General features: G+C 71.5%; 23 protein-coding genes. 4 read left to right on the top strand and 19 right to left on the bottom strand.

Features of this window, described 5'->3' with window-relative positions; translation table 11 throughout:
• The first annotated feature begins 45 nt into the window (after positions 1 to 45).
• Positions 46 to 1,053 carry a 2Fe-2S iron-sulfur cluster-binding protein gene (locus ACIQVL_RS31220; protein WP_403438726.1) on the top strand — a complete coding sequence of 336 codons (1,008 nt, stop codon included), beginning with the start codon at positions 46 to 48 and terminating at the stop codon, positions 1,051 to 1,053.
• On the opposite strand, the gene ACIQVL_RS31215 is transcribed toward ACIQVL_RS31220, so the two are convergent.
• The 13 genes from ACIQVL_RS31215 to ACIQVL_RS31155 all read right to left on the bottom strand — a co-directional run bounded on the left by ACIQVL_RS31215 (position 1,030) and on the right by ACIQVL_RS31155 (position 13,714).
• Positions 1,030 to 2,085, bottom strand: coding sequence for a CaiB/BaiF CoA transferase family protein (locus ACIQVL_RS31215; RefSeq protein WP_403476997.1), 1,056 nt, complete (start codon positions 2,083 to 2,085; stop codon positions 1,030 to 1,032). The two genes, ACIQVL_RS31220 and ACIQVL_RS31215, sit on opposite strands and share 24 nt — an antisense overlap.
• A complete protein-coding gene (locus tag ACIQVL_RS31210) occupies positions 2,082 to 3,038 on the bottom strand; it encodes a TIGR03564 family F420-dependent LLM class oxidoreductase (protein WP_403438731.1) in 957 nt (318 codons plus the stop codon). Before ACIQVL_RS31210 ends, ACIQVL_RS31215 begins: the two co-directional genes overlap by 4 nt.
• 64 nt (positions 3,039 to 3,102) lie before the next feature.
• Positions 3,103 to 3,495, bottom strand: coding sequence for a cobalamin B12-binding domain-containing protein (locus tag ACIQVL_RS31205; RefSeq protein ID WP_403476996.1), 393 nt, complete (start codon positions 3,493 to 3,495; stop codon positions 3,103 to 3,105).
• Entirely contained in the window at positions 3,495 to 5,075 is a 1,581-nt protein-coding gene (locus tag ACIQVL_RS31200) for a methylmalonyl-CoA mutase family protein (RefSeq protein ID WP_403438735.1), read from the bottom strand. Before ACIQVL_RS31200 ends, ACIQVL_RS31205 begins: the two co-directional genes overlap by 1 nt.
• 179 nt (positions 5,076 to 5,254) lie before the next feature.
• Complete coding sequence (locus tag ACIQVL_RS31195) at positions 5,255 to 6,079, bottom strand: SDR family oxidoreductase (RefSeq protein ID WP_403476995.1); 825 nt, start codon at positions 6,077 to 6,079, stop codon at positions 5,255 to 5,257.
• A gap of 92 nt (positions 6,080 to 6,171) precedes the next feature.
• Entirely contained in the window at positions 6,172 to 6,579 is a 408-nt protein-coding gene (locus ACIQVL_RS31190; protein WP_403476994.1) for a hypothetical protein, read from the bottom strand.
• A gap of 172 nt (positions 6,580 to 6,751) precedes the next feature.
• Positions 6,752 to 8,215: an MFS transporter gene (locus ACIQVL_RS31185; protein WP_403476993.1), complete on the bottom strand. Its 1,464-nt coding sequence runs from the start codon at positions 8,213 to 8,215 to the stop codon at positions 6,752 to 6,754.
• Positions 8,216 to 8,572: 357 nt separating this feature from the next.
• Complete coding sequence (locus tag ACIQVL_RS31180) at positions 8,573 to 9,517, bottom strand: SDR family NAD(P)-dependent oxidoreductase (RefSeq protein WP_403438745.1); 945 nt, start codon at positions 9,515 to 9,517, stop codon at positions 8,573 to 8,575.
• A 104-nt stretch (positions 9,518 to 9,621) separates the two neighbouring features.
• Positions 9,622 to 10,860, bottom strand: coding sequence for a cytochrome P450 (locus tag ACIQVL_RS31175; RefSeq protein ID WP_403476992.1), 1,239 nt, complete (start codon positions 10,858 to 10,860; stop codon positions 9,622 to 9,624).
• Between the two features lie 50 nt (positions 10,861 to 10,910).
• Entirely contained in the window at positions 10,911 to 11,105 is a 195-nt protein-coding gene (locus ACIQVL_RS31170) for a ferredoxin (protein WP_266423071.1), read from the bottom strand.
• A gap of 18 nt (positions 11,106 to 11,123) precedes the next feature.
• Positions 11,124 to 12,314: an NAD(P)/FAD-dependent oxidoreductase gene (locus ACIQVL_RS31165; protein WP_403476991.1), complete on the bottom strand. Its 1,191-nt coding sequence runs from the start codon at positions 12,312 to 12,314 to the stop codon at positions 11,124 to 11,126.
• Positions 12,315 to 12,492: 178 nt separating this feature from the next.
• Positions 12,493 to 13,233, bottom strand: coding sequence for an SDR family NAD(P)-dependent oxidoreductase (locus ACIQVL_RS31160; RefSeq protein ID WP_403438752.1), 741 nt, complete (start codon positions 13,231 to 13,233; stop codon positions 12,493 to 12,495).
• Between the two features lie 64 nt (positions 13,234 to 13,297).
• A complete protein-coding gene (locus ACIQVL_RS31155) occupies positions 13,298 to 13,714 on the bottom strand; it encodes a carboxymuconolactone decarboxylase family protein (RefSeq protein ID WP_403438755.1) in 417 nt (138 codons plus the stop codon).
• Between the two features lie 276 nt (positions 13,715 to 13,990).
• Between ACIQVL_RS31155 and ACIQVL_RS31150 the strand changes: the two genes are divergently transcribed.
• Positions 13,991 to 15,652: a flavin-containing monooxygenase gene (locus ACIQVL_RS31150; RefSeq protein ID WP_403476990.1), complete on the top strand. Its 1,662-nt coding sequence runs from the start codon at positions 13,991 to 13,993 to the stop codon at positions 15,650 to 15,652.
• Between the two features lie 72 nt (positions 15,653 to 15,724).
• Here the strand turns inward: ACIQVL_RS31150 and ACIQVL_RS31145 are convergent, their stop codons facing one another.
• Together ACIQVL_RS31145 and ACIQVL_RS31140 are read right to left on the bottom strand one after the other, a co-directional pair.
• The gene (locus ACIQVL_RS31145; protein WP_403438761.1) at positions 15,725 to 16,117 is read right to left on the bottom strand and encodes a nuclear transport factor 2 family protein; all 393 of its coding nucleotides are present in this window, start codon (positions 16,115 to 16,117) and stop codon (positions 15,725 to 15,727) included.
• Positions 16,118 to 16,167: 50 nt separating this feature from the next.
• On the bottom strand, positions 16,168 to 16,566 hold the full coding sequence (locus ACIQVL_RS31140; RefSeq protein ID WP_393814109.1) for a nuclear transport factor 2 family protein: 399 nt from the start codon (positions 16,564 to 16,566) through the stop codon (positions 16,168 to 16,170).
• A 165-nt stretch (positions 16,567 to 16,731) separates the two neighbouring features.
• Here ACIQVL_RS31140 and ACIQVL_RS31135 point away from each other — a divergent pair, with 165 nt between their 5' ends.
• On the top strand, positions 16,732 to 17,778 hold the full coding sequence (locus tag ACIQVL_RS31135; RefSeq protein WP_403438766.1) for a cyclase family protein: 1,047 nt from the start codon (positions 16,732 to 16,734) through the stop codon (positions 17,776 to 17,778).
• A 159-nt stretch (positions 17,779 to 17,937) separates the two neighbouring features.
• On the opposite strand, the gene ACIQVL_RS31130 is transcribed toward ACIQVL_RS31135, so the two are convergent.
• Positions 17,938 to 19,923: a pyruvate dehydrogenase complex E1 component subunit beta gene (locus tag ACIQVL_RS31130; RefSeq protein WP_403476989.1), complete on the bottom strand. Its 1,986-nt coding sequence runs from the start codon at positions 19,921 to 19,923 to the stop codon at positions 17,938 to 17,940.
• Between the two features lie 189 nt (positions 19,924 to 20,112).
• On the opposite strand from ACIQVL_RS31130, the gene ACIQVL_RS31125 reads away from it, so the two are divergent.
• Positions 20,113 to 20,820 carry a TetR/AcrR family transcriptional regulator gene (locus tag ACIQVL_RS31125; protein ID WP_403438770.1) on the top strand — a complete coding sequence of 236 codons (708 nt, stop codon included), beginning with the start codon at positions 20,113 to 20,115 and terminating at the stop codon, positions 20,818 to 20,820.
• Between the two features lie 46 nt (positions 20,821 to 20,866).
• Here the strand turns inward: ACIQVL_RS31125 and ACIQVL_RS31120 are convergent, their stop codons facing one another.
• The 3 genes from ACIQVL_RS31120 to ACIQVL_RS31110 are packed head-to-tail and all read right to left on the bottom strand — an operon-like array spanning position 20,867 to position 23,967.
• The gene (locus ACIQVL_RS31120) at positions 20,867 to 22,030 is read right to left on the bottom strand and encodes an acyl-CoA dehydrogenase family protein (RefSeq protein ID WP_403438771.1); all 1,164 of its coding nucleotides are present in this window, start codon (positions 22,028 to 22,030) and stop codon (positions 20,867 to 20,869) included.
• The gene (locus ACIQVL_RS31115; protein WP_403438772.1) at positions 22,027 to 23,082 is read right to left on the bottom strand and encodes a 2,3-butanediol dehydrogenase; all 1,056 of its coding nucleotides are present in this window, start codon (positions 23,080 to 23,082) and stop codon (positions 22,027 to 22,029) included. The genes ACIQVL_RS31120 and ACIQVL_RS31115 overlap by 4 nt, the downstream gene beginning before the upstream one ends.
• 45 nt (positions 23,083 to 23,127) lie before the next feature.
• The gene (locus tag ACIQVL_RS31110) at positions 23,128 to 23,967 is read right to left on the bottom strand and encodes an enoyl-CoA hydratase/isomerase family protein (RefSeq protein ID WP_403438774.1); all 840 of its coding nucleotides are present in this window, start codon (positions 23,965 to 23,967) and stop codon (positions 23,128 to 23,130) included.
• Positions 23,968 to 24,094: the final 127 nt, after the last annotated feature.

Genomic DNA, 24,094 nt, shown 5'->3' with positions numbered 1-24,094 from the left:
CTCATTTGGACAGAACCTTGATACCAGAGCTTGAGGAGGGCGTCCATGGCGAGCCCGGCCCTGTTCCGGCGTGCGACCGTCGTCAAGATCGTCCAGGAGACCGCCGACGCCCGGACCTTCGTGCTGGACCCGCACGACGGCCCGTTCACCTATCTGGCCGGGCAGTTCTGCGTGTTCCGGGTCCGGGTCGACGGGCGGGACCTGCTGCGTTCGTACTCGATGTCGAGTGCTCCGGAGTCCGACGCCGAGCTGACGACGACGGTCAAGCGCGTCCCCGGGGGCAAGGTCTCCAACTGGCTTCTCGACCGCGTCGGCGAGGGCGACGAGCTCGAACTGACCGAACCCCGCGGGAAGTTCTGCCTACGCCCGGCCGGGACACCGCTGCTCGGTTTCAGCGGCGGCAGCGGTGTCACCCCGATCCTCTCCCTGGCCAAGAGCGCCCTCGCCGGCACCGGGCGGAGCGTCCGGCTGCTCTGCGCCGACCGCGACCGGGACGCGGCGATCTTCCGCTCGGTGCTGGAGGAGCTGTCCGCCCGATACCCGGGGCGGCTGACGGTCGTACGGCACTTCGATGCCGAGCGCGGGTTCCTGGACCCCGACGGCATACGGGAGTTCGTCGGGGCGGACACCGGCGCGGACGCGTACCTGTGCGGGCCGGAGCCCTTCATGGAGCTCGTGGAGGCGGCGCTGCCCGGTCCGGGGCGGGTCTTCAGCGAGCGATTCGGCGGCGGTGCGCCCGTGCCCGCGGCCGGGGTCAACGGCACCGAGGCGCCCGAGGACACCGGGACCGTCACCGTCCTGCTCGGCGGCGCCCGCGTCTCGGTGCCCAAGCACCCGAACGAGACCCTCCTGCAGAGCGCCCGCCGGGCCGGTCTCACCCCGCCGTTCTCCTGCGAGGCCGGCAACTGCGCCACCTGCATGGCCAGGGTGACGGAGGGCAGCGTGACGATGCGGGTGAACGACGTCCTCACCGAGGAGGAGGTCGCCGAGGGCTACGTCCTCACCTGCCAGGGCGTGCCGGACGACGGGTCAGTCACCGTCCACTACGAGTGAACCGTGTTCGCCGAGGCGGGGCGGCGGCCGGAACTCGGGCTGGTATCCGGCGACCCGGACCGGGCTGCCGACCAGCCGGAAGCCGCCCGCCCGCACGATCATCTCCGGGGTGGCGTCCAGCGCCTCGGGCAGGGTGCGCACGGCCGCCGCCGGGACGCCGAGCGGGCGCAGCCGCGCCTCCCAGCCCTTGGCCGTGTCGGCGGCCAGGGCCCGGGTGACGGCGGCGAGGACCTCGTCGCGGCGGGCGGCCCGCTCGGCCATCGTCGGGAAGCCGTCGATCCCGGCCTCGGTGGCGAAGGCCCGCCAGAAGCCGTCGTGCGTGACGAACAGCGCCAGGTACCCGTCGCCCGTGGGGAAGAGCTGGGCCGGTACGTAGTAGGAGTGGGCGCCGTGGGGCATGCGGCGCGGTGCGACGCCGTCGTTGAGGTAGGCGGCGGCGCGGTAGTTGAGCTGCGCGAGCATCACGTCCCGCAGCGCGACCTCCACTTGGCCGCCGCGCCCGGACACGATCTGCGCGAGCAGCCCCAACGCGGCCGTCAGGGCGGCCGAGTTGTCGGCGGAGGAGTAGCCGGGCAGGGTCGGCGGCCCGTCGGGGTCCCCGGTGAGCGCGGCGACGCCGGTCGCGGCCTGGATGACGTAGTCGAAGGCCGGGTCGTCGCCCGCGTCCAGCCCGTACCCGGTCACGGCGACGCAGACGATCCGCTCGTTGAAGCGGCGCAGAGCGTCGTAGGTGAGGCCCAGGCGCCGTATCACCGACGGCTTGAGGTTCACCAGCAGCGCGTCCGCGTCGGCGGCCAACTCGCCGAGCCGGGACTGCCCTCGCCCGGTGGTGAGGTCCAGGCGGATGCTGCGCTTGTTGCGGTTGATGCTGGCGAAGTAGGCGTCGCCGACCTGCCGGGACAGGTCGCCGCCGGGGGGCTCGATCTTGGTGACCTCGGCGCCGAGGTCGGCGAGGAGCATGGTGGCGAAGGGGCCCGCGAGGATGTGGCCGACCTCCAGGATACGCAGCCCGGCAAGCGGTCCGGGGCTCACCGGAACTCCGCCGCGAGACCGGCGATCATCTCCCGGGTACGGCGTTTGGAGGCGACCAGTTCCTCGCGGCCGTCACCGAGGGGCAGCAGCCGTACGGAGAGGTCGGTGACGCCCGCGTCCGCGAACCGCCGGAACCGGGCGGCGACGGCCGCCTCGTCACCGGCCGCGCACAGGTCGCCGACGTCCTTGGCGTCGCCGTACTCCAGCAGCCGCTGGTAGTTGGGCGAGATCTCCGCCTCGCCGAGAATCCGGTTCGCGCGTTCCCGCGCCGCGTCGACCTCGGAGGGGCCGCACAGACAGACCGGGATACCGGCGACGACGCGTGGTGCCGGACGTCCGGCGGCCTCGGCGGCCCTGGTGATGCGGGGGACGACGTGTTCGGCGACGGCCCGCTCGTCGGCCATCCACAGCACCGTCCCGTCGGCCCGCTCGCCCGCGAGGGCCAGCATGACCGGGCCGAGGGCGGCGAGCAGGACCGGCAGGGGTGCGACGGGGCCGAGGTCGAGCGGGTTGTGGACGGTGTAGGTGGCGTTCTCGACGTCGACGGGGCCGGGGCCGCGGCGGGCCGCGTCCAGGATGTCGAGGTAGTCGCGGGTGAGCCCGGCCGGGCGCTCGTAGGGCAGGCCGAGCATGTCCTGGACGATCCAGTGGTGCGAGGGGCCCACGCCCAGCGCGAGCCGTCCGCCGGTGGCCGCCTGCGTGGACAGGGCCTGGCGGGCGAGCGCAATGGGGTGCTGGGCCTGGAGGGGTACGACGGCGGTGCCCAGTTCGATCCGCGAGGTGCGCGCACCCATCAGCGCGACGGCGGTCAACGCGTCGAAGTCCGTGGGGACCTGCGGGATCCAGGCGGTGTCCAGGCCCGCCGACTCGGCCCACCCCACGTCCGCGAGCATGCGTGCCGCCTTGCGGGCGGAGTCGCCCCGCTCGGGCCCGATCATGACACCGATCCGCACGTTCCCTCCAGCTGTCCGGGTGCGGGCCCCGCTCCTGCGAGGAGCCGGGGGAAAGTCAGGGGATTCAGGGGGACGCCGTGAGGGCGCGTACCTCGGCGACCACGACGTCCAGCGGGGTGCCGGTGGGGAACACCCCCGCCGCACCCGCGGCCTTGAGCCGCGGGACGTCCGCGGGCGGAATGGCGCCGCCGACGACGACCGCGATGTCCCCGGCGTCGGCGGCCCGCAGCGCCTCGACCGTCTTCGCCGTCAGCGCGAGATGCGCGCCGGAGAGCATGCTGAGGCCGACCATCGCCACGTCCTCCTGGACGGCGGTGGCCACGATGTCGTCGACGCGCTGCCGGATGCCGGTGAACACGACCTCGAAGCCCGCGTCGCGCAGGGCCCGCGCGACGATCTTGGCGCCCCGGTCGTGGCCGTCCAGGCCGGGCTTGGCGATGAGCACGCGGATCCCCATCAGAACACCACCGGCTGCCGGAACTCGCCCCACACGTTCTTCAGCGCCGCGACCATCTCGCCGACCGTGCAGTAGGCGTTGGCGCAGTCGATCAGGGGGCCCATGAGGTTGTCGGTGCCCTCGGCGGCCCGGGAGAGGGCGGCCAGCCGGGCCCGGACGTCGGCCGGGTCGCGTTCGGCCCGGACGCGGGCGAGGCGTTTGAGCTGGGTCTCGCGGCCCCGCGCGTCGAGTTCGTAGGTGGCGATCTCCGGGGCGGGTTCGTGCGCGTCGACGTACCGGTTGACGCCAACGACCGGGCGGGTGCCGGCCTCGACCTCCTGGTGGACCCGGTAGGCCTCGTCGGCGATCAGCCCCTGCAGATAGCCGTCCTCGATGGCCCGGACCATGCCGCCGTGCGCCTCCAGGTCGGCCATGATCTCGACGATCCGTTCCTCGGTGGCGTCGGTGAGGGCCTCGACGAAGTAGGAGCCGCCGAGCGGGTCGGCGACCCGGGCGACGCCGGTCTCGTGGGCGAGGATCTGCTGGGTGCGCAGGGCGAGGGTCGCCGACTCCTCGCTGGGCAGGGCGAACGGCTCGTCCCAGGCGGCGGTGAACATCGACTGGACGCCGCCGAGGACGGAAGCGAGCGCCTCGTAGGCGACCCGGACCGTGTTGTTGCGGGCCTGCGGTGCGTACAGCGAGGCGCCCCCGGCCACGCACCCGAAGCGGAACATGGCCGCCTTGTCGGACGCGGCGCCGTACCGCTCGCGCACGATGGACGCCCAACGCCTGCGCCCCGCACGGTACTTGGCGATCTCCTCGAAGAAATCTCCGTGCGTGTAGAAGAAGAAGGAGACCTGCGGGGCGAACTGGTCGATCGTCATCCGGCCGCGCTCCAGCACGGTGTCGCAGTACGTCACCCCGTCCGCGAGCGTGAACGCCATCTCCTGCACGGCGTTGGCGCCCGCGTCCCGGAAGTGCGCGCCTGCCACCGAGATCGCGTTGAACCTCGGCACCTCGGCGGCGCAGAACTCGATGGTGTCGGCGATGAGCCTGAGCGACGGCTCGGGCGGCCAGATCCAGGTGCCCCGGGAGGCGTACTCCTTGAGAATGTCGTTCTGGATGGTGCCGGTGAGCTTCGCCCGGGGAACTCCCCGGCGTTCGGCGGCGGCCACGTAGAACGCGAGCAGGATCGCCGCCGTGCCGTTGATGGTGAAGCTGGTGCTGATCCGGTCCAGCGGGATGCCCTCGAACAGCACCTCGGCGTCGGCCAGCGTGTCGACGGCGACCCCGACCCGGCCGACCTCCTCGCTCACCTCCGGGTCGTCGGAGTCGTAACCGCACTGGGTGGGCAGGTCGAGCGCCACGGAGAGGCCCGTCCCGCCCTGTTCCAGCAGATAGCGGTAGCGCCGGTTCGACTCCTCGGCGGTGCCGAACCCCGAGTACTGCCTCAGCGTCCACAGCCGCCCCCGGTACCCGGACGCGTAGTTGCCGCGCGTGAACGGGAAGGCACCCGGCACGGGCGGCTCGGCACCCCGGTCCGCCGGTCCGTAGACCGGCTTCAGCGGGATGCCGGACGAGGTCTGCACGAAGTCATCCATCGCCCGGATACGCTACTTGCACAAAAAGAGAATGCCAATACCGTAAGCGAGAATCGCCCTACACGCTGCACGTCACGTGACTCAAGCGTCCCGTCAGGGGCGCGGGGAACTGCGCGACCAGCCCCCACCGGCCCGCAGCCGCGCACCCCCGACCCCACTCCCCACGCAGCGCTACGACCTCACTCCTCCCCCACCGCCGCACACAGCCCCCCGTCCACGACGACATCCACGCCCGTCACGAAGCTCGCCTCGTCCGACAGCAGGAACGCGGCGACGGCCGCGACCTCCTCGCACCGGCCGACACGCCCCAGCGGTGTGCTCTCGACGAGCTCCCGTACCGACGCGTGCCGCGCCATCTCGAAGCGCGTCTGCGGGGTGTCGATCGCGCCGGGCGACACCGAGCACACCCGGGCGCCCACCGGTCCGAGCCGCACCGCCTCGGCGCGGACGTAGCGGTGCACGCCGTAGGTGGCCCACGGGTACGCCCAGGCGGGATCCTCGATCGCCGGGCCCACCGCCTCGCGGACCCGGTCGAGGAAGTCGTCCTGCAACGGATCGTCGAGGACCGCCGCGACCGCCGGGTCGGGGTCGACGTGGGCGATCAGGGGGGACACGGAGGCCAGGTACACGAACGCCGTTCCGGCGCCGGCCAGCGGGCGCAGCGCCTCGGCGACGAGCGCGGTCGCGACGAAGTCGGCCTGGAGCATGCCCCGCCAGTCGGCCTCTTCCGGAGCGAGGCCCTCGGCGTGCGCGACGGCCCTGAGCGTGCCGAGTTCCCCGGCCCGCGCAGCCAGCCTGGCCATGTCGTCGCGGTCGGCGGTGTCCCCCGTGAACGGTTCGACGACGGCCCGCCCGCCATGACCCGACAGGTCCTTCGCGAACGCGGCCACGGCGGCCTCGTCACGGTCGACGAGCAACAGCACGTCCACCATGTCGGCCAGGCGGTTCGCGCATGCCTGCCCCGTCCCGCGACCGGCACCGGTGGCAATACCTACCGTGGTCATGCGCCACTCCTCACTAGAGACACTCGTCACAGGACGAGTGTCTCTCGGGTGGCGGTCTCCGGGCTCCGGCGGGGCCGGGCCCGGAGACCGCGTCAGGACGTGCACACGCTCTTGAGCCGGTCGGCCGCGGCGTCGATCCTGCCGGAGTCGGGGTGGGTGTCGCCGTTCAGGATCGCCCTGTTGTAGTCCTTGATCGCGTCGTTGAGGTCGTCGACCGCCTTGTCGACCTTGCCGTGGCCCTTGTCGTCGTCCGTCTTTTCGTTGATCTTGTCCAGGTTCTTCTCGATGACGGTGATGGATTCCTCGGTCCGCGTCGGGTCCTCGATCGCTTCCGCACCCGCCTTGTTGATGGCGGTGATGCTGTCCGCGATCGTGTCGGCGTCGGAGAGGCAGTCCAGCGGGTTGTCGGGATCGCATCCGGTGGCGAGGGCGGCGGTCAGGGCGACGGCGGCTGCGGTGGTGGCGAGGACGGTGAAACGGCGGCGTCGGTCGACGGCCATGGGGTCGGTCCCTTCTGACGGCGGCGCGCTCGCGGCCACCGGCGGAATTCCTCGGCAGAGAGCCAGGTGCTCTCGATCTCTGCCGACCACGATCCCGTCCGCCGCCCGACGCGACGATGGAGCGGGCTCCCGGATCCCCGGTGTAGCCTGCTCCACCCCGTGCGCCCGTACGTCAGACCGTCTGCGGGACCGGGCTCTCGGCCTCGCCGAGCCGCTCGCCCCTCGGCACGAGCGCTACCAGGAGCGTGCCGAGGGCGCAGCATCCGACGACCAGCCAGAGGCCGTTGGTGAAGCCCTGGTCGAGGTAGAACTGGGTGCCCTTGAGGACCACTCCGTGCTGGGCCATGACCACGAAGGCCAGTTGGGAGACGATGATCTGGGCGACGCCCTGCGCGAGGTTCTGGGCGCCGTTGGCGAGGGCCTGTTCGGCCGGCGTCACCACCTCGATGATCATGATGGGGACGACGGCGACGACCATGCCGGTGCCCAGGCCCGCGAGTACGCCCCAGCCCACGATCTGGGGGCCGTTGTGGTGCAGGTGCGTGCCGATGCCGTAGCCGATGACCGTGCACACGGAACCGGCGGCCAGCAGGATCCGGGCGTCCACGCGGCGGGCGACCCAGCCGGTGCCCACGGCCCCGACGATGATCATCGCGCTGATCGGGCTGGTGACGATGGCGTTGTGGGTACCGGACCAGCCGAGGCCCTCGGAGACGTGCGGGATGTTCGGCATCAGCACGAGCAGCTGGATGACCACGCCGACGGCGCTGAGCGAGCCGGCCGCCACGGACGTGGCCAGCAGCACGGTCCACACGGGCCGGCGCCGGGTCATGGCCGGCGGGAACAGCGGCTCGGCCACCCGGCGCTCGACGATCAGGAAGGCGATCAGCACGACCACCGCGCCGGCGACGTAGCCGATGAACTTCCCGCTGCCCCAGCCCCAGTCGGCCCCCTCTCCCACCGCGTACACGAGCCCGGTGACCCCGGCACCGAGGAGGAGCCCGCCGGTCCAGTCCATGCGGCCCGCGCTCTGCCGGACCGGGCTCTCCGGGACGAAGAGGGCGACCATCGCGAAGCTCACCGCGGTGCTGACGGCCATGAACCACAGCACGCCGCGGAATCCGTAGTCGTCCAGCAGCCAGCCGGCCAGGAACGGTCCGCCGAAGGCGACGAGGCCGACGCCGCCGGCGAGGATGCCGCTGGCGATGCCGACCCAGCGGCGCGGGAAGATGTCGCGGGTGATGGCGTACCCGATGGGCATCGTGGCCGCGTAGACACCCGCGAGGCCGCGGCCGATGAGCAGGGTGCGGTAGTCGGTGGCGACGGCGGCGAGCAGGTCGCCGGCGAAGCCGAGGCCGGTGGCGACGAGCAGGACGCGCTTCTTCCCGAACAGGGCGGCGCCCTTGACCATGAACGGCAGGAAGAAGGTGCCGGTCAGCAGGGTCATCAGGGTGAACCAGGCGATCTGGGTGGTCCGGAAGTGGATCGCGACGTCGGCCTGGGCGATGCCGGACAGCGCGGCGACGAGCGACACGAGCTGGACCGTCCACAACAGCGCGACGACGACGAGCACGTTGCGTGTGGTGGAGCGGGATCTGTCGTCCGCCTGCGGCGGAACGGTCTGCGTCTGGGACATGGGGGCCTTCCGTGGACGGTCGGGGGCGCGGGAAGCCGCCGCGGACAGACACGGCCTGAAGCGCCTTGCCGGAGGGGAGATCGGACGGGCGCAGCGGTGAGCCGGCCGATCCGGAACGCCGACGTATCTCGTCGGCCCGAGCGAAGACCGGGATGCGGAGTGGGCCCGGCTTCGCACGTAACGTAGACCTAACGGTCGGTACAATCAATCCTTCGGACCGGAGAATTTCCGACGAGGACGGCCACTTCCCCACCAACAGAAAAATGCCGCGCGAATGTCACAATTCGCGCGGCATCGAGAGAGCAGGGAAGACAGAGAGAAGCTGGGGGGAAGGGCGTCAGATCCTGGCCGTACGGGTCAGGACGACGCGGCCCCCGTCCCGAGCTGTCCGAGCTGGTGCTTGAGGAAGGCCCCGGTCCACGCCATCAGGTCCGCGGGGACGTAGTAGCCCTTCTCGTCGTTGATGGCCTCCCAGTTCGCGGCCACGTCCTCGATCGAGGCCGGGCCGCCGTCGTGGGTGTAGCCCTCGGTGGAGGCGAGGAAAAGGCGCGCGAAACGGCCCGCTCCTGCGGTGTAGATCTCGCCGTTGACCGGGCAGCTCTCGTGCGCGAGGTAGGCGACCATGGGCGCGACGGCGTCGGACGGCATGTACGGCATGCCCGGGGCGGCCTCGGCGGGCTCCTCCTCGGGACCGCCGCCCATGCGGGTCATCGCGGCCGGTGCGATCAGGTTGACCTTGATGTTGTGCGGCTCACCGGCCAGCTTCGCACTGCGGGCCATGCCGACCGTGCCGGCCTTGGCCGCGGCGTACGACAGGTTGTTGTCCATGCCGAACATGCCGCTGGAGGTGGTCAGCACGACCCGGCCGTAGCGCTGTTCCACGAAGTGCGGCCAGGCGGCGCGCATCGTGTTGAACGAGCCGACGAGGTGCACGGCGAGGTGGCGCTCAAGGTTCTCCGCGTCGATGTCGGGCAGGCCCGCGTACCGGATGATCCCGGCGTTGTTGACGAGGACGTCGATGCGGCCGAAGTGTTCGATCGCGGTGTCGACGACGGCCTGTCCGCCGGCCGGCGTGGAGACGTCATGGGTGTCCGCGACGGCCTCGCCGCCCGCCGCGGCGATCTCGTCCACGACCTTCTGCGCGGGACCGGCGTCCGAGCCGTCGCCCTCCATGGAGCCGCCCAGGTCGTTGACGACGACCTTCGCCCCGCGTGCCGCCAGGAGACGGGCATGGGCCCGGCCGATGCCACGACCCGCGCCGGTGACCACGGCGACGCGTCCTTCGAAGCTCAACTTGCTCATGCCTGACTCCTGTTGTGCGGCGGTTGCGTGCGGGATACGGAACGCCGGTCCCGTCCGGGCGGGCCGGAACCGGCGGTTGGTGATAGGCCTTGAAGCCGCTCCGGCTACCAGGTGACCGGCAGCTCGCTGATGCCGAAGGCGAGCGCGTCGGACGGCCGGAAGACGAGGTCGTCCCGGTCGACGGCGAGCCGCAGGGTCGGGATGCGCCGGTACAACGTGCCGTAGACGACCTGGAGTTCGATCCGGGCGAGCTGCTGGCCGAGGCACTGGTGGATGCCCCAGCCGAAGGCGTGGTGGTGGCGCGAGTCCCGGGTGAGGTCGAGCTTCTCCGGGTCGGGGAACGCCTGCGGGTCCCAGTTGCCGGCGGGCAGCGGGACGACGATGCCGTCCCCGGCGCTGATCTCGGCGCCCTCGAACTCGAAGTCCTCGGCGGCGATCCGGCGCTGCCCGAACTGGGCGACGGTCAGATAGCGCAGGATCTCCTCGACGGCGGGCGCCGCGTCCTTGGTGTCCTCGACCGCGCGCAGCCTGGCCAGCTGCTCGGGGTTTTCCATGAGGAGGGCCGTACCCACCGTGATCATGGTCGCGCTGGTCTCGTGACCGGCGATCAGCAGGATCATGGCGAGCAGGGTGGCCTCGGGGAGGGTGAGGTCGCCGTCCTTGATGCGCGCGGCGAAGTCCGAGAGCACGTCCTCGCCCGGCTTCTCCATCTTCGTCTGGAGCAGCGCCGCCAGGTAGCCGCCGAGCGCCTCGTTGGCCCGGTTCTGCTCCTCGGTGGTCTTGTCGCTGCGGGTGGCGAAGGAGGCGTGCTCGTGGAAGAACTCGTGGTCGTCGTACGGCACTCCGAGGAGCGCGCAGATCATCAGCGAGGGCAGCGGGAGCGACAGCGCGTGTACCAGGTCCACGGGCTTGGGGCCGGCCAGCATCTTGTCGATGAGGTCGTCGGTGATCCGCTGGATCTCCGGGCGCAGCGCCTCCATCCGGGGGCGGGTGAAGGGCCGGGTCATCATGCGGCGGATCCGGGTGTGGTCGGCGCCGTCCGCGTTGAAGATGGTGAGCGGGTGCAGGTGCGCGGTCTCCGCCATGGCCCGGTTCGGGTAGGGGAAGCCGGCCTGCTTGTCGTCCGAGCTGACCCGGGGGTCGGACAGGATGGCGCGCTGTGCGGCGTGGCCCGTGACGAGCCAGGGAGTGCTGCCGTCCCAGATCCGGCCCCGGCTCACCGGGCCCGTCTCGTTCAGGGCGCGCAGTCCGGGCGGCGGGGCGAAGGGGCACTTGGCGTCCCGGTCGTCCTGGTAGTGGTAGACCTGCTCGTCGGGGGCGGTTCGGGCCTCTGCCTCGGCCATGGGTTCTCCTACGGTGTTGGGGTGGGGGGAAGGAGCGAGCCCGGGAGGGGCTATTCCTCGATGCGGATGGCGAGCGCCGGGCAGACCGCGGCCGCGTTGCGGACCTCGTCGGCCAGTTCCGCGGGCGGGTTCTCGTTGAGCACGACGACGATGCCGTCGTCCTCGCGCTGGTCGAACACGTCCATGGCGGCGGCCACGCACTGTCCGGCCGCGACGCACTTCTCCTCGTCGACGACAACCTTCATGGGATCTCTCCAGCTCGTTCAGGGGGTGGGGGCGGGGGTACGGAAGGCGTCGACGATCTCCTGTCGGCGCATCCGGGCCTGCTTGGGCATGTTCCAGCCCAGGACGCCGGTGACGACGCCGTCCAGCCGGTAGCGGGCGACGAAGCGACGGGCCGTCAGATCGCCCTCGACGACGTCGACTTCGGCCTCGGACGGCAGGAAGCCGTGCACCTGGAGCTTGGCGTCGAACTGGTCCGTCCAGAAGTACGGGACCGGCGCGTACGGCCGGTCGTCGCCTAGGATCGCCGCGGCCACCGCCATGGCCTGTTCGGTGGCGTTCGTACGGTTCTCCAGGCGGACCGGGCGGCCGAGCCACTCGTGGTGCCAGCGGGCCACGTCGCCGACGGCGTAGACGCCGTCCGCGGCCCGGCAACGGGTGTCGCAGAGCACGCCGTTGTCCAGCCGCAGCCCGCTGTCCGCGAGCCAGTCCGTGGCCGGGACGGCGCCGATCGCGACGACCACCACGTCGGCCGGCAGCGTCTCGCCGCTGCCGAGCCGGACGCCCGCCACCCGGCCCGCGCCGTCGTCGGTGAGCCCGGTGACGCCGTTGCCGAGGCGCAGCCGGACGCCGCGTTCGGTGTGCAGGTCGGCGAGGACGCCGGAGACCAGCGGGCCCACCTGCAGCGCCATGGGCGCGTCGAGGGGGCCGGTCAGGGTGACGTCCAGGCCGAGCTTGCACGCGGTGGCCGCGATCTCGGAGCCGAGGACGCCTTCACCGACGACCACGAGCCGCCGGCCCGCGAGCAGGTCCTTGCGCAGCGCCAGGGCGTCGTCGAGGGTGCGCAGCACGTGCACCCCGGCGAGCGCGTCCTGGCCGGGCAGCCGCCGTGCCCGAACGCCGGTGGCGATCACCACGGCGTCGGCGGACAGTTCGCGGCCGGACTCGGTGCGCACGGTGCGGGTCGGCGGGTCCAGTGCGACGGCCGGGTCGCCGAGCAGGAACTCGGCGTCCAGCGTGGACAGGACGTCCTCGGTGCGCAGCACCGCCCGGTCGGGTTCCCACTCCCCGGCGAGTACCTGCTTGGACAGCGGGGGGCGGTCGTACGGCGCGTGCGGCTCGTCGCCGAGCACCGTGAGGGCGCCGGTGTACCCCTTGCGCCGCAGCGCCTCCGCGGTGGTCAGTCCGGACGCGGAGGCGCCCACCACCAGCACGCGGCCGGGGGCCGTCATGCGAGCACCTCGCGGGCCGTGTTCCCCCTGGTGATGTCGTCGATCGTCATGCGTGACTCCGTTTGGGTCTGTGGTGCGGTGTCCGTCCCTGAAAAATAGACCGACCGGTCGACAGAATCAATTCGATCCACATAAAGACACGGACACCGCGAACGTGCCGGTCGTGCGGCGGCGGGGCTCAGACGAGGTAGCGCCCGCCGTTGGCGCTGAGGCTCTGGCCGGTCACGTAACCGGCCTCCTCGGAGGCGAGGTAGGCCACCGCGTAGGCGATGTCCTCGGGCTGCCCGGCCCTCTTCATGGGCATGGTCGCCGCGGCCGCCTCGACGTCGACCGGCCCCTCGCGCACCAGTGGGGTGTCGATGAAGCCCGGCGGGACGTGGTTGACGGTGATGCCCTTGTCGGCGTACTCGATCGCGAGGGCCCGGGTGAGGCCGATGACGCCGCCCTTGGAGGCCGCGTAGTGGGCCATGGCGGGGGCGCCGGTCTGCGCGGACGAGGACGAGATGTTGACGATCCGCCCCCAGCCGGCCGCCAGCATGTCCGGCACCAGTTCCTTGGTGACCAGGAACGGCCCCTTGAGGTTGATGCCGATCATGCGGTCCCAGGCGGCCTCGGTGATCCCGGTGAAGGGTACGTAGGCCGTGGTCCCGGCGTTGTTGACGAGGATCGTGACGGCGCCCAGTTCCTCGCGGGTCCGGGCCGCCGCGGCGGCGACGGCCGGGGCGTCGGCTGCGTCGCCGGCCACGGCGATCGCGGTGCCGCCCGCCTCCTGGATCTCGGCCACGGTCTTCTCCGCGCCTTCGGCGTTCAGGTCCCAGACGGCGACCGCCGCGCCGCGCGAGGCGAGGACGACCGCGATCGCCCGTCCGATGCCGCGGGCGCCGCCGGTGACGACCGCGACCTTTCCCTGCAGTGTCATGCGTGCTCCTTGTGTGCCTGGTGCGTGCGGTGTGCCGGAGACGGGTGGTGCCGTACGGCGCCCGTCACTCGCCCAGCGCCTCGCGCGCCGCGGTGCGGGCCCCCACCGCGCGGGGGAAGCCCGCGTAGCCGGCGGAGTGGTAGATGACCTCGGCGATCTCGTCCTTGGTCAGTCCGTTGGTCAGCGCGACCCGGACGTGTGTCTTCAGCTCGGTCTCGGCGCCCAGCGCGATCAGGAGGCCGAGCGTGACCAGGCTGCGGTCCCGGGGCGCGAGCCCCTCGCGGGCCCAGATCGCGCCCCAGACGCTGGTCAGGCCGATGTCGACCAGTTCCTCCCCGAGACGGCCGTCGCGGAGGTCGACCTCCCCCTCCGGGAAGACCCCGGGCAGGGCCGCGCGCATGGCCTTCCAGCCGTCGGCTCGCAGATCGGCGGTGGTCCCGGGCCCCGCGGTGATGGGTTCCTGGACGTCCTCGGTCGTCATGTGCGACTCCTCTGCCACGACATTGTGCGGTTCGCCTGAGCGAAAGTTAATTCAAACGGTCGGTACAATCAATCCATCGCGCCGATCCGGCCGTCCGCGCCGCGGACCAAGCCCGCCGTGCGGCGCGATCTCCGGGGGAAGCCCGAAACCCGCACCCCCGGACCATTGATCGGGCCCATCCCCTCCCCTACGCTCGGCCTGAATATTCGACCGACTGGTCGAAACATCATTCAAGGCGCACGCGGGAGCAGCGGCCCCTGTCACGTTGGAGGGCAGATGAGCGAATCGACGAAGGTGCCGGAGGCAGCGACCGGCGCCCAGGCGCAGGCACCTGAGCAGGGCGTGGTCGACGTACTCGTGATCGGTGCCGGTGTCACCGGCATCTACCAGCTCTACCGGGCCCGCGAGGCCGGCTTCTCGGCGCAGCTGATCGAGGCCGGCACCGGTGTGGGCGGCACCTGGTACTGGAACCGCTACCCCCAGGCCCGCTTCGACTCCGAGAGCTACACGTACGGCTACCTCTTCTCCAAGGAGCTGTGGGAGGAGTGGGAGTGGTCGGAGCACTTCGCCGGCCAGCCGGAGATCGAGCGGTACTTCAACCACGTGGTCGACCGGTTCGACCTGCGCCGCCACATCTCCTTCGGCGCCAAGGTGACCTCGGCCGTCTGGGACGAGCCGGCGGGCACCTGGACCGTCCGGACCGAGGACGGCACGGAGCGCCGGGCGCGGTTCGTGGTCGCGGCGACCGGCATCCTCTCGGTGCCGTTCATCCCGGACATCCCGGGCCGTTCGGACTTCCGCGGCGAGCAGCACCACACCGGCCGCTGGCCGAAAGAGCCGGTGGACTTCGCCGGCAAGCGGGTGGCCCAGATCGGCACCGGCTCCAGCGGGGTCCAGATCGTCCCCGCGATCGCCGACGAGGTGGCCTCCGTCACGGTGTACCAGAAGGTCGCCGACTGGCTCACGCCGCTGAACAACCGGCCGATCACGGCCGAGGAGCAGGCGGACCTGAAGGCGAACTTCGAGTCCATCCGCGACACGCTCAACACCTCGGTGAGCGGGTTCCTGCACCAGATCACGATGCGCTCGGGCCTGGAGGACACCCCGGAGCAGCGGCAGGAGTTCTACGAGCAGAAGTGGAACAGCCCCGGCTTCACCAAGCTCTCCGAGCACTACTACGACATGACCACCAACCCCACGGTCAACGAGGAGTTCTGCGCGTTCATCGCCGCCAAGATCCGCTCCATCGTCAAGGACCCGGCGACGGCGGAGAAGCTGATCCCCAAGGGGCACGGCTACGGCGGCCGGCGGCCCCCGTTCGGCACCGGGTACTACGAGGCGTACAACAAGCCCAACGTCCACCTCGTCGACATCAACGAGACGCCGATCGTCCGCATCACCGAGACCGGCATCGAGACCGCGGAGGGCGTGCACGAGGCCGACATCATCATCTGGGCCACCGGCTACGACTTCGGCACCGGCGCCCTGAACCGGCTGGGCGTGCGGGGCCGCGACGGGCTCGCACTGAAGGACCACTGGGCGGACGGCCCGTCGACGTACCTGGGCGTCGTGACCGCCGGCTTCCCGAACTTCTTCTTCCCGGGCGGACCGCACGGCGCGCTCGGCAACAACCCGCGTTACTCCGGCGACCAGGTCGACTACGTGATGGACGTGCTCGCGCACGCCCGCAACCACGGTCACGACGTCGTCGCGGTCACCGCGGCCGCGGAGGAGGAGTGGACGAACCTGGTCAACGACAGCGAGGGCCAGTCCTCCTTCCTCAAGAGCAGCTACTTCTACGGGGCGAACATCCCCGGCAAGGCGATCAAGCAGCTGCTGAACCCGACCGGCCGGTGGAAGCTCCAGGAGCTGATCAACGAGTCCGTGGAGAACGACTTCCCCGCGTTCTCCTTCGCCAAGGCGGAGCAGCGGGGCTGAACACGGCGGCGCCCGTGCCGCCGGTCCCGTCACGGGGCGGGACCGGCGGCACGGGCGCTCGGCGCTGCCGGGTCACTGGAAGGACGTGACCCGCTTGCGGAACTGCCACGCCCCGTCCACGAGGGCCACCGTGTCCTCGTAGCTCCCGACGAGCTGGACGGCCCAGCCCTGCTCGCCGCGTGCGTAGAACACCAGGTTGCTGGTGGCCGTCACCTCCTCGCCGGGGGGCGAGGTGAGGACGGTGTTGCCGACGAGGTGCAGCTGCGGGGCCTGCGGCTTGAAGGCGCCGTAGGCCTCGCGGATCGCCGCACGGCCCTGGAAGGTGCCCTGGCCGGCGATCTCGGAGACGCCGTCCTGCGTGAACAGGTCGGCGACGGTGCCGGCGTCGCCCGCGTCGATGGCGTGCGCGTAGGCCGCGATGACGGACTGCACGCCGGCCAGGGCTTCTTCGGCGGAGATGGTCATGTGTCTTCTTCTCTCAGCAGTGGCGAAGGGTGGGAGCGGACGGGGGCGGACTACGCCTGGAAGACGGTCACGCGCCGCTGGATCAGCCAGGTGCCGTCGACGTGCCGCAGGGTGTCCTCGTAGTGGCCGACGACCTGCGGCGCCCAGCCCGACTCGCCTCGCAGGTGGAAGACCACGTCGCTGGACGCGGTCGCCTCGTCGGGCCCGGAGGCGGTGACGACGGTGTTGCCCACGAGGTGCAGCTGCGGCTGGGTGGGGGCCCAGCCCTTGAAGGCCTCGCGCAGGGCGTCGTGGCCCCGCACGGGGTCCATGCCGGGCAGCTCCAGGATCCCGTCGGGCGCGTACAGCGCGACGATGTCGTCGGTGCGGCCGGTGTCCTGGGCCTGGGTGTGCGCGCCGATCACGGCACGGACCCCGGCCGCGACCCACGCCGGTGTGGATTCGCTCATTGCCTCTCCAAGCGGTAGACGTTTCGACCAGTCAGTCTATTGATCGAAGCAGGCAATATGAAGCCCAAATTCCAAGCCGCTTCACTAGTTGACCACTCGGTCTATTAGAAATAGCATGCGGCCACGACCGTCGACGGGGACCGTCGCCCAAGGAGGGTTTTTATCGTGACGAAGCGTTGGAAGCAGCGGCCGCCGGGATCGACGTGGGGAGATTTCGGCGAGGACGACGAACTCGGACGCATCAACCTGCTGACCGCGGAGAAGGTGCTCCAGGGCGTGCGCGAGGTGGAGCACGGGGTCACCTTCAGCCTGAGCCTGCCGCTGGACTATCCGGGCGGGACCGCCCTCAACCAGCGGCGGTACCCGCCGATCCTGAAGCCCACCGAGGACCTCGCGCACAACCAGGACGTCTTCTACAACGTCGTCGCGCGCGACCAGATCGACCCGTCCCTGATCGACGTCTGGTCCGACGACGTGGTGACCCTCTGGCTGCAGTACTCGACCCAGTGGGACTCCCTCGCCCACCAGGGCGCCGAGTTCGACGCCGACGGCGACGGCGAGGCCGAGCCGGTCTACTACAACGGCTTCCGCCCCGGCACCGACCTGGTGGGGCCGCGGGAGGACGCCAAGGGCGACGGCAGCGGAAGCGTCAGCTTCGCCCGCCACCTCGGCCTGGAGAAGATGGCCGAGCACGGCGTCCAGGGCCGCGGCGTCCTCATCGACATCGCCCACCACCTGGGCACCGGCTACCAGGCCGTCAGCTACCAGCAGCTCCAGGAGATCATGGCCGCGGACAACGTGACCGTGGAGCCCGGCGACATGGTGCTGCTGCACACCGGTTTCGCCACCCAGGTGCTCGCCTGGAACAAGGACCCGGACCCGGTGGCGATCCACCAGACCGCCGCCTACCTCGACGCGGACGACCCGGACATCCTCAAGTGGATCGCCGACTCGCAGATGTCGGCGCTGATCTCCGACAACTACGCGGTCGAGGGCGTGGGCGTCACCCAGGCCCAGGGCCGCCACACCCTGCTCCCGATCCACCACCTGTGCCTGTTCAAGCTGGGCGTCCCGCTCGGCGAGCTCTGGTACCTGCACGACCTGGCGGCCTGGCTGCGCGAGCACAACCGCAGCCGCTTCCTGCTCACCGCTCCCCCGCTGAACCTGCCGGGTACGCAGGGCAGTCCGCTGACCCCGGTCGCGACCGTCTGATCCACGGTCACGGCCGGACCGCCGCCGGCCCCTCCCTTGTCCTGCCGACGAAGTCGGGCCGGCGGCGGACACCACGCAGCACACACACCATGACGAAGGGGTGCCCCCGGGACCGGATCCCGGGGGCACCCCTTCGTCATGCGTCGTGCGGCCCGTGGTTCACACCGCCGCGATCCGCCGCAGCGTGTCGGCGATGGTGTCGCGCGAGGGCAGCCAGAGCCGTTCCAGCGCGGGCGTGTAGGGGGCCGGCATCGGCGGCGGGGCGACCCGGGTGACGGGCGCGTCCAGGTGCCAGAAGCCCTCGTCGACGGCGAGCGCCGACAGTTCCGCGCCGACGCCGAAGTCCCGTACCGCCTCGTGGGCGATGACCAGCCGGTTGGTCTTGGCGAGGGAGGCGAGGACGGTCTCGCGGTCCAGCGGGGCGATGGTGCGCAGGTCGACCACCTCGACGCTCACGCCCTCGGTCGCCAGCAGCTCCGCGGCGGCCAGGCAGTCCTGGACCATCCGCGACCAGGAGACCAGGGTGATGTCGGTGCCCTCCCTGACGACCTTGGCCCGGCCCAGCGGGACGAGGTGGTCGGCCGGCGGGCGGGGCCCCTTGAGGCCGTACTGGAGGCGGTTCTCCACGAAGACCACCGGGTTGGGGTCCTGGATGGCGGCCCGCAGCAGGCCGTAGGTGTCGGCCGGGTTGGCGGGCATCACCACGGTCAGGCCGGGGATGTGCGCGAGCAGCGCCTCCAGGGACTGGGAGTGCTGGCTGCCGGAGGAGCGGCCCGCGCCGAACTGGGTGCGCACCACGAGGGGCATGGCGGCCCGGCCGCCGGTCATGAAGCGCAGCTTGGCGGCCTGGTTGAGCAGCATGTCCAGGCAGACGCCGATGAAGTCCATGTACATGACCTCGACGACCGGCTTCATGCCGGCCATGGCCGCCCCCACCGCCGTGCCGATGATCGCGCTCTCGCTGATCGGGGTGTCCCGCACCCGCCCCGGGAAGGCCTGGGCGAGGCCCCGGGTGAGGCCGAAGACGTTGCCGCCCGCGCCGACGTCGATGCCGGCGACGAACACGTCCGGGTCGGCGCTGAGTTCGTGCTCCAGGGCGAGGCGTACGGCGTCCATCGTGCGGAAGACCTCCCCCTGGGCGGGGGCGGGTTCGGGTACGGCGGGACGCGGGGCGGAGACGAAGTCGTACAGCGTCTCGGGGGCCGGTTCCGGCAGGCCGCGGGCCCACTGCACGGCCGCCTCGATCTCCTTGCCGATCTCCTCGTCGACGGCGTCCACGAGGGCCGTCGCCACCCCGGCCGCCGCCAGCTGCCGGCGCGCGATGACCAGCGGGTCGCGTTCCTTGGCGGCCGCGACCTCCTCGGCCGGACGGTAGCGCTCGGGGTCGCCCTCGTAGTGGCCGTGCCAGCGGTAGGTCTCGGCCTCCACCAGGACCGGGCCGCCGCCCGCCCGCAGGCGCCCCACCACGTCCGTCATCAGCGTCTTCACCGCGAGCACGTCGTTGCCGTCGACGTGCTCGTAACCGATGCCGTAGCCGGCGGCGCGCGCGGCGAGGGTGGCGCGGTGCTGTTCGGCGGCGGGCGAGAACTCGGAGTAGTGGTTGTTCTCGCAGAGGAAGACGACCGGCAGGTCCCATACGGCGGCCAGGTTGACGGCCTCGTGGAACATGCCCTGGGCGACCGCACCGTCCCCGAAGAACGCCACCACGACGTCGCCCCGGCCGCGCAGCTTGGCGGCCGTGGCGACGCCCCCGGCGATCGGCAGTCCGGCGGCCACGATGCCGTTGGCGCCGTAGATGCCGAGGCCGGGGTCGGCGATGTGCATCGAGCCGCCGCGGCCCCGGTTGGTGCCGGCGTCCTTGCCCATCAGTTCGGCCATCATCGGGGCGGCGTCCAGTCCCTTGGCCAGGACGTGGCCGTGGCCGCGGTGGGTGGAGGTGATGCCGTCGCGCTCGGTGAGCGGCCAGCAGGCGCCGACGGCGCTCGCCTCCTGCCCGATGGACAGATGCAGGAAGCCGGGTATCTCCGTCGCCTTGTACAGTTCGGACGCCCGTTCCTCGAAGCGCCGGATGCGCCGCATACGGCGGTACATTTCCAGGAGGTCGTCCGCGGGAGCGGAGCCGGTGTGCTGCGGTGCCTGCGTCATGCGCGTCCTCGCAATGCTCACAGAGACGGCCGGGCCGTCTGTATTCCGTGTTTTAATGTACCGTTTGGTCTAGCAAACTGGAACGACACCTGGAGTCCGCTTCCCCCGGATGTGCCGAAGGCTGTTCGACGCGGGCCCGGGAGCCTGTTTCAATCGACACGTCGTCACATCACGCGGGGAGAGGAATCCATGCCACGTCCGCCGGGCCATGGACCGGGTTTCGAGGTCAGACGCCAGAAGATCATCGACATCGCGGCCTCGCTGTTCGCACAGCAGGGGTATGCGGCGACCTCCATCAACGACCTGGGGCGCGCGGTCGGTCTCGCCAAGGGAGCGCTGTACTACTACATCGGTTCCAAGGAGAACCTGCTGGTCGAGATCCAGTCCCGGGTGATGGGGCCGCTGCTCGCCCGTGCCCGCCAGATCGCGGACCTGGACGAGGAGCCCCTGCTGCGGCTCAGGCTCCTGTCGGAGTCGCTGCTGACCATCATCTTCCGGCGGCTCGACCACATCTGGGTCTACGAGCACGACTACCGCAGCCTGAGCGGCGACGAGCTCAAGACCCTGCTCGGGCAGCGCTCCGACTTCGAGGAGCTGATCTCCGGACTGCTCTCGGAGGCCATGCAGCAGGGCGTCTTCCGGCAGACCTCGCCGCGCCTGGCCACCCTTCAGTTCCTGAACCTGCACAACCACACCTACCAATGGGTGCGGCCGGAGGGGCAGTGGGACGCGCCGTTCCTGTCCCGCGAGTACTGCGCGACCCTGTTCCGCGGGTTCGGCGCGCCGGACCACGCCCTGCCGCGGGTCGAGGAGCAGGCCGAGGCGTTCAAGCGCGAGCGGCCCGGCCTTTCGCTCGACCCGGAGGCCGAGTGGGAGCAGGTGCCCGCCGCCGGCTGACGGACGACGGTCCCGCGGTGTACCGACGCACACCGCGGGAACCCGCTCACGCCTCGGCGACCAGCGCCCTGGCGATGACATTGCGCTGGATCTCGTTGGTGCCCTCGCCGATCTCCAGGATCTTGGCGTCGGCGTAGAAGCGGGAGATCTCCGACTCCCGGACATAGCCGTAGCCGCCGTGGATCTGGACGGCCTGGGAGGCGGCCCGGTTGGCGACCTCGGAGGCGTAGAGCTTGGCCATCGCGGACGCGGTGCTGTGCGGGCGCCCCTGGTCGGCGAGCCAGGCCGCCCGGTAGACCAGGCAGCGGGCGGCCTCCAGCTCGGTGCCCATGTCGGCGATCTTGTGGCCGACGGCCTGGAAGTCCGACAGCGGACGGCCGAACTGGTGCCGTTCGGTGGCGTGCTTGACCGCCAGGCCGAGCGCCGCCTTCGCCAGGGACAGACCGAGCGCGGCGACGCTGATCCGTCCCTTGTCGAGGACGGAGAGGAACTGGCGCAGGCCGCCGCCCTCCTCGCCGATCAGGTGGTCGTCGGGGACGAAGCAGCCGTCGAAGACCAGTTCCCGGGTGTCCATGGCGTGCCAGCCGAGCTTCTTCAGCTTGTGGCCGACGGTGTAGCCGGGGGTGCCGGTCGGGACGTAGAAGGTCGCGTACCGCTTGCGTCCCTCGTCGCCGCGGCCGGTCACGGCGAGGATGGTGACGCCCTGGCTGATGTCGGTACCGGCGTTGGTGATGAACATCTTGGTGCCGTTGATCACCCAGCCGCCGTCCGCCCGGCGGGCGGTGGTGGCGATGCCGGCCGCGTCGGAACCGGCCTCCGGCTCGGTCAGACCGAAGGCGCCGATGGCCTCGCCGGCCGCCAGCGGGGCCAGCCAGCGGTGCTTCTGCTCCTCGGTGCCGTAGGCGAGCAGCGGCAGCGTGGCGATGGTCGAGTGCGCGTTCCAGGAGGAGGCCACCGACTGGTCGGCGGCGCCGAGTTCCTCCATCACGGCCACGTAGGTGACCATGTCGGAGCCGGCGCCGCCGTACTCCTCGGGCACCAGCATGCCCATCAGGCCGAGTTCACCGAGCTTGGTGAAGACCTGGGTCGGGAACTCCTCGTTCTCCGACCACTGGGCCGCGTGCGGCGTGATCTCCTTGGCCGCGAACTCACGGACCATCTCCTTGAGGGCGACGGTCTCCTCGGGCAGGTCGAAATCCATGTCGGTCATCCCTTCGGGGTCAGCAGAACCTTGAGGTGGCGGGCCCGGTCGGCGGCCAGGTCCGCGAAGACCCCGGCTCCCGCGGAGAGCGGGAAACGTCCGGTGACCAGCGCCGAGGCGTCCAGGCGCCCGGTGCTCATCAGGTCGATCACGCGGGGAATGTCGAAGTTGTAGCCGAGCGTGCCGAGCACGGAACGCTCGTAGAAGACGAGCTGCCCCATGTCGAACTCGACGCTGCCGTGGCCGACTCCGGCGAGCACGACCCGGCCGCCGCGCCGGACGGTGGCGACGGCCTGGGCGGCGAGCCGGGGCACGCCGGTCGCGTCGATGACGGCGTCCGGGCCGATCCGGCCGGTGCGCAGGAACACCTCGCGGCGCACGTCGGTCTCCGTCGGGTCGAAGGCCTCGGTGACGCCGATGCCGAGGAGCATCTCCCGGCGCTCCTTGAGGGGTTCGCTCACGTAGAGGCCGGCCGCACCGGCGATCCGGGCCGCGAGGACCACGGCGACGCCGATGGGTCCACCGCCGACGACCAGGACGTTGTCGCCGGGCCGTATCCCGGCGCGGGTCACCGCGTGCAGGCCGACGGCCAGCGGTTCGGCGACCGCCGCCATCTCGTCGGTGACGTTGTCGGGCAGCCGGGTCAGGCCGGCGATCGGCACGGTGACGCGGTCGGCGAAGCCGCCCGGTGAGGCGAGGCCGACGGAGCCGGAGCTCGGGCAGATGTGGTACTCGCCGCGCGCGCACCAGAAGCAGACGCCGCAGCGCCAGACGGGGTCGGCGGTGACGCGGTCGCCGACCGCGATGCCGGGCACGGCGGTGCCGAGGGCGACGACGGTGCCGCTCAGTTCGTGGCCCAGGGCGAGGGGCGGCTCGGCGCCGGTGAGGGGGTGCGGGCCGGTGCGGATCATGTGCGGGCCTTCGAGGAACTCGTGCAGGTCGGTGCCGCACACCCCGCACCAGGAGACCTCCACGACGGCCTCGTGCGGGGCCGGCTCGGGAGGGTCGGGGACCTCTTCGAGGCGGAGGTCCTGTGCGCCGTGCCAGCGCAGTGCCTTCATGGTGGGCACCCCTTTCGTGTCGTCAGTGCTTCGCTGCCGGCGCGGTCATGTGTTGTTCTTCGGCTGCGGCGGCGTGGGGGCTGGTCGCGCAGTTCCCCGCGCCCCTTCGGGGCGCTCCCCGAAGCGGGCCTGACCCGGGCCGTGGGCCAGGAAGGACTGGATGCCAGTGGTGGCGTCCTGGGTGCCGAACACGCCGGTGAACAGGGCGCGTTCGAGGGCGAGGCCGGTGGTGAGGGCCGTGTCGGCGCCGTGGTCCACCGACTCCTTGATCGCCTCCAGGGCGGCGGCCGGGCCCTCGGCGAGGCGGTGGGCGTAGGCGAGGGCGGTGTCGAGGACGTGGGCGGGTGGGACGACCTCGTCGACGAGGCCGAGGCGCAGGGCCTCGTCGGCGCCCACGCGGCGGCCGGTCATCAGGAGGTTCTTCGCGCGGGAGGGGCCGATGAGGCGGGTGAGGCGCTGGGTGCCGCCGGAGCCCGGCATGATGCCGAGCTGGACCTCGGGCTGGCCGAGGAGCGCGTCGTCGGCGGCCACCCGGTAGTCGGCGGCGAGGGCCAGTTCGAGGCCGCCGCCGAGGGCGTAGCCGGTGAGGGCGGCGACGACCGGCATCGGCAGGCGAGCGACCTCGTCGAAGGTCCGCTGCAGGGCGCGGTTCCAGCCCCGCACCTCCTCGGGGCCCATCGCGGCCAGTGCCTTCACGTCCGCACCGGCCGCGAACAGCCGTTCTCCGCCGTAGAGCACCACGGCCCGCACGCCGGGGGCGTCGGCGAGTTCGCGGACGCAGGCGGAGAGCTCCGCCCGCTGGGCGGAGTCGAAGGCGTTCATCGGCGGGTTGTCCAGGCGGACCGTGACGACCGGCCCGTCGAGGTCGAAGCGGATGCGTGGCACAGGCACCTCCTCGTCGGCTCCGGCACATTCCGGCGGCTTCGGCAGCGGCAGTCGCGGGAGCGCTTGTCGAGGCCTTCGTGCCGTCGTAAAGTGCGGAAACAAGTTTTATAGACCAAGGGGTACACTA

The sequence above is a fragment of the Streptomyces sp. NPDC090499 genome, assembly GCF_044769305.1.
Classification (GTDB): domain Bacteria; phylum Actinomycetota; class Actinomycetes; order Streptomycetales; family Streptomycetaceae; genus Streptomyces.
The sequence above is the reverse complement of the archived record's forward strand: the minus strand, read 5'-3'. Positions and strand labels throughout refer to the sequence as shown.